At 67.6% G+C, this 7320-nt stretch carries 4 protein-coding genes; 3 read left to right on the plus strand and 1 reads right to left on the minus strand.

The annotated features are described in order from the left end of the window. A partial coding sequence (gene gltB, locus ACIQ2E_RS10830; RefSeq protein WP_398330155.1) for a glutamate synthase large subunit occupies positions 1–4292 on the minus strand: 4292 nt, incomplete at its 3' end. Positions 4293–4576: 284 nt separating this feature from the next. Here gltB and ACIQ2E_RS10835 point away from each other — a divergent pair. The 3 genes from ACIQ2E_RS10835 to rpsL are packed head-to-tail and all read left to right on the plus strand — an operon-like array spanning position 4577 to position 7212. Continuing rightward, positions 4577–6370: a phosphodiester glycosidase family protein gene (locus ACIQ2E_RS10835; RefSeq protein WP_398330158.1), complete on the plus strand. Its 1794-nt coding sequence runs from the start codon at positions 4577–4579 to the stop codon at positions 6368–6370. Positions 6371–6414: 44 nt separating this feature from the next. Further along, positions 6415–6783, plus strand: coding sequence for an AIR synthase (locus ACIQ2E_RS10840; RefSeq protein ID WP_398330161.1), 369 nt, complete (start codon positions 6415–6417; stop codon positions 6781–6783). Between the two features lie 54 nt (positions 6784–6837). Further along, positions 6838–7212, plus strand: a complete 375-nt coding sequence (rpsL, locus tag ACIQ2E_RS10845; RefSeq protein ID WP_010311874.1) for a 30S ribosomal protein S12 — start codon at positions 6838–6840, stop codon at positions 7210–7212. Positions 7213–7320 lie beyond the last annotated feature (108 nt).

Below are 7320 nucleotides of genomic sequence, written 5' to 3' on the forward strand. Positions count from 1 at the left end.
CCGGTGCTGCCCAGCACCACCACCACACCGCCGGTCATGTATTCGCAGCAGTGATCTCCGGCGCCTTCCACCACGGTGCGGGCACCGCTGTTGCGCACCGCGAAGCGCTCACCTGCGCGGCCCAGGGCGAAGAGCTCGCCGCCGGTGGCGCCGTACAGGCAGGTGTTGCCCAGGATCACCTGGCTGCCGGGATCACGGCCACCGGCGGGAGGCACCACGGTGATTCGGCCACCGTTGATGCCTTTGCCCACGTAGTCGTTGGCTTCGCCCACCAGGCGCACATTCATGCCCTGCACGGTGAACGCCCCGAAGCTCTGGCCTGCGGCACCTTCGTAGGTGAGATCCAGCTGGCCCTGGAAGCCGGTGTTGCCATGGCGGGCAGCAATCTCACCGCCGAGACGAGCGCAAACACTGCGATCGGTATTGATGATCGGCAGGGTGCGGGCCAGACGACCGTGGCCATCGATCGCGGCCATCAGCTCGGCATCGGCGAGCAGTTGGTCTTCGAGGATCGGGCCATTGCCGTGGGCTTCAGCGTCGTGCTGGAGCCAGCTGCGATCAGCCGCCTGCGGAATCGGATCGAGTAGGGAGGAGAGATCGATCGCTTTGGTTTTGGCCAGCTGCACAGCGCGGGGCTGCAACAGCTCGGTACGACCGATCAGCTCCTCAAGGCGCGCCACACCCAGCACGCTGAGGAGCTGACGCACCTCCTCGGCCACGAACAGGAAGAAGTTCACCACGTGCTCGGGGATGCCGGTGAAGCGCTTGCGCAGCGCCTCCTTCTGGGTAGCCACCCCCACCGGGCAGTTATTGGTGTGGCAAACGCGGGCCATGATGCAGCCCTCGGCGATCATCGCGATCGAGCCGAAGCCGTATTCCTCAGCACCGAGCAGGGCGGCGATGATCACATCCCAGCCGGTCTTGAGGCCGCCATCGGCGCGCAGCAGCACGCGATCGCGCAGGCCGTTTTCCAGCAGCGCCCGGTGCACCTCGGTGAGGCCGAGCTCCCAGGGGCCGCCGGCGTGCTTGATCGAGCTCAGCGGCGAGGCGCCGGTGCCACCGTCGTGGCCGGAGATCTGAATCACATCGGCGTTGGCCTTGGCCACCCCGGCGGCGATGGTGCCGATCCCGATCTCGGCCACCAGCTTCACGCTCACCTTGGCGGCGGGGTGCACCTGGTGGAGGTCGTGAATCAGCTGCGCCAGATCCTCAATTGAATAGATGTCGTGGTGGGGCGGGGGCGAGATCAGCGCCACGCCGGGCTTGCTGTTGCGCAGCCAAGCGATGTAGGGATCCACCTTCGGACCGGGCAGCTGACCGCCCTCGCCGGGCTTGGCCCCCTGGGCCACCTTGATCTCCAGCTGCTTACCGCTGCGCAGGTATTCGGGAGTGACCCCGAAGCGACCCGAGGCGATCTGTTTGATGGCGGAGCAGGCGGTGTCGCCGTTGCGCAGGCCCTTGATCGTGGGCAGGGTGGCGGAGCGGCCTTCGCCATCCACATCGCTGAGGGTGTGGAAGCGGGCCGGATCTTCGCCGCCCTCGCCGCTGTTGCTCTTGCCGCCGATGCGGTTCATCGCCACAGCGAGCACCTCATGGGCTTCGCGCGAGAGGGCGCCGAGACTCATGCCACCGGTACAGAAGCGGGCGCAGATGCTCTCCACGCTCTCCACTTGATCGAGGGGCAGAGGCGCGGCAGCGGGCTTGAGCTCCAGCAGATCCCGCAGGGCCGTGACCGGCCGGTTCTCCAGAAGGGTTTTGTAGGTGGAGAAGTGGTCGTAGCCAGGGCCTGCCTCGACAGCCGCATGGAGGGCCTTGGCCATCTCCGGGCTGTTGAGGTGGTATTCGCCACCGGTGCGGTACTGCACAAAGCCCATGAACTCGAGCTTGGTGCGGTTGAGCTCGGGGAAAGCCTTGGCGTGGAAGCTCAGGGTTTCGCTCGCCAGCTCGCTGAGGCTCAGGCCGGCCACGCGGCTGGTGGTGCCCTTGAAGGCCAGCTCGATCAGATCGGCACCGATGCCAATCGCTTCGAAGATCTGAGCGCCGTGGTAGCTGGCCAGCAGCGAGATTCCGATCTTGGAGAGGATCTTGCGCAGGCCATCTTCCAGGGCCTTGCGCACGTTGGCCTGCACCAAATCTGCGGTGAGGGCGGGGAGCTTGCCGCGCTCGACGTTGGTTTGCACCTTGGGCTGCGCCAGCCAGTGGCGCGCCGTTTCCCAGGTGAGCCAGGGGCACACGGCGCTGGCGCCGAAGCCGATCAGGCAGGCCAGGTGATGGGTGCTCCAGCACTGGGCTGTGTCGGCCACCATGGAGGTCTGCAGGCGCAGGCCGAGGTTGAGCAGGTGGTGGTGCACCGCACCCACCGCCAGCAGCGGCGGGATGTAGGTGGTGGTGGCGGTGATGCCCCGATCCGAGAGCACCAGGATCTGGCTGCCGCCGCGCACGGCGGCCTCAGCCTCCGCCTTGAGCCGCACCACAGCCGCCGCCAGGCCCGAAGGCCCATCGGTGATCGGCATCAGGGTGGAGAGGGTGCTGCAGGGGATGCCCTGCTGAGCCACGGCGGCCAGCTCCGCCTCATTGAGGATGGGGCTATCGAGATGCAGCGCTGCTGCGGCTGACGCCTGGGGCTGCAGCGGTGAGCCGCGCTTGCCCAGATGCATCTCCAGACTCATCACCAGCTTTTCCCGCAGCGGATCGATCGGCGGGTTGGTGACTTGCGCGAAACGCTGTTTGAAGTAGTCGTAGAGCAGGTGCGGCTTATCGGAAAGCACCGCCAGGGGGATGTCGTCGCCCATGCAGTAGGTGGGCTCCTTGCCGGCGCCGGCCATGTCTTCGATCACTAAATCGAAGTCTTCGGCGGTGAAGCCAAAGGCCGTTTGCAGCTGCAGCAGCTCCAGATCGCCGAGGTTGCGCTCCTGGGCCCAGGGCTGAGCCTGGAGGCTGCGGCGATGCTCAGCCAACCACTGGCCATAGGGGTGGCGCCCGGCCACTTCCTGCTTCACATCCCAGTTGTGCAGCAGGCGGCCGTTCTCCAGATCCACCGCCAACATCTGGCCTGGGCCGAGGCGGCCCTTTTCGATGATGCGACTCTCCTCAAGCTCCACAACGCCAGTTTCCGAGCCCATCACCACGAAGCCGTCGTTGGTGATGCAGTAGCGGGCGGGCCGCAGGCCGTTGCGATCCAGGGTGGCGCCAACGCTGCGGCCATCGGCGAACACCAGCAGAGCGGGGCCATCCCAGGGCTCCTGGGTGCAGGCGGAATATTCGTAGAAGGCCTGGATCTCAGGCTTATCGGCGAGCTCGGGCTGGTCGCGGAAGGCCTCCGGCACCAGGGTGAGCAGGCTCTCGGTGATCGGCCGGCCACTGCGTACCAGCAGCTCGAGGGTGGCATCGAGATTGGCGGAATCGCTGAAGGCCGGATTCACCACCGGCTTGAGGTCGGCGGCGGCATCGCCCCACACCGCATCGAGATCGGCCTCGGAGGCACGGGCCCAGTTGAGGTTGCCCAGCAGGGTGTTGATTTCGCCGTTGTGGCCGAGCAGCCGCATCGGCTGGGCCAGGGGCCAGCGGGGCAGGGTGTTGGTACTGAAGCGGCGGTGATACACCGCGAAGCTCACGGCGAAGCGCTCATCGCGCAGGTCGCCATAGAAGGCGGAGAGCACCTCCGAGCGCACCATGCCCTTGTAAACAACGGTGCGGCCGCTCAGAGAAGCGAAATACAGATCGCCAGGACCTGCGCCCCAAGCGGCGCGAGCGCGATCGCCGCAGCGGCGACGCAGGCGGAAAAGCAGCGATTCGAGCGCATCGCCAGCCTCGGAGGCGCCGATCAGCCACTGCTCAATCACTGGAGCCGTGCCACGGGCCAACGGGCCGAGCACCGCCAGATCCACCGGAACGGCTCGCCAACCCAGGCTGCTCAGGCCCAGCTTGGCGGCTTCCTCAGCGCAGAAGGTTTTGGCCTGCTCGCGGCGAGCGGCATCGGCAGGCAGAAACACCATCCCCAGGCCGCGAGGGCCCGCGGCCGCCGCGGCGGCCTCCGGCCACACCGCATCGAGATAGCTCCAGGGGATGCCGCAGAGCACGCCGGCTCCGTCACCGGAATCACCGTCGCCGCCGCAACCGCCGCGGTGCTCCATGCAATCGAGGCCGCGCAGGGCTTGCCGCAGCACCCAATAGCTCGATTCACCCTTCAGGCTGGCCAGAAAACCCACGCCGCAGGCATCCTTCTCGCCCGCCACCGCCGCCGGCGCTGGGGTGTCGCGATGGGGCCATTCGGGGCGAGAAAACAGCGACATAACCCGGCGACAACCTGTTGCTTGTTGGTCCAGCGCAAGAGCGAACCAACCACCGGCAAACGGTGGCCACCAAGGGGCGGATCCGCACAAGTTGTGCGCCGCAACCGCTGCCTTGGCCCTGATTCGCCCGGCCTACGGCCGCGCTGCGAACTGCCAATCCTAGGAGCTGGTATTCCCTATGCGTAGCCAACAGCCTGGGCGGTGCCAACAGCCCTGGTGACGCCCACAGCCTGGGCGCTGCCAAACAGGCTCGCTAGCGTGGCCCGGCCTGCCTCCGCTGTTGGATGCCCACCTTGCCGGCGCTGGCGGCTCTGCTCCCCGGCATCCCCCTCACCCCGCCGCCGCCCCTGCCGGCACCCGCTCCGCGCCCGGCGCTGCACCGCCGGCCTGCACCTGCAAGCAAGGCGCGGCTTCAGGGCACAAGCATCCGCATCAACGGCCTACGCCAGCAGGCACTGTGGCTTCAAGACGCAGGCGCGCTCTGGCTACCGCTCGAGGTGCTCGAAGGCCAGCTGGGGGTGAGCCGCAGCCCAGGCGCCAACGGCAGCATCGACCTGGAGTGGTTCGGCCAGAAGCTCTCGCTGAGCGCCGATCGCCAGCGCAGCCTTGAAGACGAGGTGGCCGTGCCGGTGAACGGCCTGCTGGAAGCCGTGGGCGTAATCGCTCGCACCGAAGGCCAGGTGCTCAACTTGCAGCTGCCGCCGCGCCCGCTGCAGGCGATCCGCTGGAGCAACCAGGGGGTGAGCGGCCAACGCGTGGTGCTTGATCTGAGTGCGCCGGCGCTGGTGCGCAGCGGCGAGGGGCGCCTGCTCATCGGCGCCGAGGCCAGCGCGCCGCAGCTGGAGCAGCTCAAGCAGCTGGGGCTGAGCCCAAGCCAGCGCAATGGTTGGCTGAGCGTGCAAATCCCCCGCGATGGGGAACGCCTCAGCCTGGGCGGGCCCTGGCGACTGGTTCTGGATCTGCCGGTTCTCGAGGATGGCTCCCCAACCAGAGCAACCACCACTCCGGCCCCAGCCCCGGAGCGCGACCCGCGCCTGGTGGCTCTACAGAACCAGGGGCTGAAGCTGGAGCGCCGCGTCGGCCGGATCGGCTCTCGGCAGGTGCTGATCAACAGCGTGCGCCTCGATCCCCGCCAGGTACCCCTGGAGCTCCGCCCGCTCAACCGCAGCGATGGCATGCAGGGCTTGAGCAGCCTCAGCCAACTAGCCCGCCAGGAGCAGGCCCTAATTGCCATCAACGGCGGCTACTTCAACAGGGTCAACCGCCTGCCGCTCGGGGCGATGCGCGAGCAGGGGCGCTGGCTCTCAGGGCCGATCCTCAACCGTGGCGCGGCGGGCTGGAAAGCCGGCGAGCTGCCCCGCTTCGATCGGCTGATGCTGGTGGAAACGATCGAAGACAGCCAGCGCCAGCGCTGGAGCATCACCACGGTGAACAGCGGCTACGTGCAGAAGGGGCTGGCTCGCTACACCGCCGACTGGGGCAGCCGCTACCAACCGATCACGGGCACCGAGATGGGGGTTCTGGTGCGCAACGGTGTGGTGCAGCAACGCTATGAAGTGGGCGCCATGCCCCCCGGCGTTCCCCTGCGTGAGGGCGACTTATTGATCGTGGCGCGGGGCGGGGTGAGCGTGCCCTGGCAGAGCGGTGAGCGGCTCACGCTGCAGAGCCGCTCCACCAGCCCGGTGGGCGAGCAGCCCAACGTGCTCGGCGGCGGGCCGCTGCTGCTGCAGAACGGCCGGGTGGTGCTCAATGGCACCGCCGAGGGCTTCAGCTCAGGCTTCCTCGCCCAGGCAGCGCCACGCACGGTGGTGGCCAGTGATGGCCGGCAACTGTGGCTGATCACGCTGCAAGGGGTGAACAATGCAGGCCCCACGCTGATGGAAACAGCCCTGCTGATGCAGCAAGAAGGCCTTCAGGACGCCCTCAACCTCGATGGCGGCAGCTCCACAGGCCTTGTGTTGGCTGATGTGCACACCGTGAAGGGCCGCGGTGTGGCGGCGGCGGTGCACAACGGGCTGGGGCTGGTGCCGCGGCTCGAGCAGGCCCGCACAGATGCCCGCACAACGGAACGCCCCTGAGGCACGGCCCTGACACACTGAGGCGATCGCCTCAAGCTTCCGCCATGCCCAAGGGCCACAGCCTGCGACTCACTGCAGCGGCAGCCGCCGAACTGGGACGCCAAGCGGCTGTGGCCGGCACCCCCGGGATGATGCATCTCGATCTGGTCGACGGCAGTTGTGAGCGCTGGGTGATCCGGATCAGGCCAGGTCACCTTGCCGGAGTGGCAGTGGCCCGGGCCGATGGCATCACCTTGTTTGCCCCTGGCGATCAGTGCGAGCGGCTGGGAAGCCTGGAGCTCGACTATCGCGGCGACCTCAGCGGCGGCGGCTTCCTGGTGCGGGCGGGCCGCGAGCTGCGCATCTGCGCGTGTGGCGCCGCCTTCGGCCCCGCTGAAGAGGCGACGGGGATGGGGGTGCACGCGACAAAGTAAGGTGGCGGATTGTCGCCACGGCCGGATTTTCCGGCCTCCCGTAACCGGCCCTCGATGCCCACGATTCAGCAGCTGATCCGCAGCGAGCGGCAGCGCCTTACCCGCAAGACCAAGTCGCCTGCCCTGCGCGCCTGCCCCGAGCGCCGTGGTGTGTGCACCCGCGTGTACACCTCCACTCCGAAGAAGCCCAACTCGGCGCTGCGCAAGGTTGCCCGTGTGCGTCTCACCTCCGGTTTCGAGGTCACGGCTTACATCCCCGGCATCGGCCACAACCTTCAGGAACACTCCGTGGTGATGATCCGCGGCGGTCGTGTGAAGGATCTGCCCGGTGTCCGCTACCACATCATCCGCGGCACGCTTGATACCGCCGGCGTGAAGGATCGCCGTCAGTCGCGCTCCAAGTACGGCGCCAAGACGCCCAAGGATTGATACCTATCCATCCGTAGCCGTTTCCTGATTCCCTTCCCCCAGGTCTATGTCACGCCGCAACGCCGCCGAGAAGCGTCCGATCCTGCCGGATCCTCAGTTCAACAGCCG

It is taken from the genome of Vulcanococcus sp. (assembly GCF_044369115.1).
Lineage (GTDB): Bacteria > Cyanobacteriota > Cyanobacteriia > PCC-6307 > Cyanobiaceae > Vulcanococcus.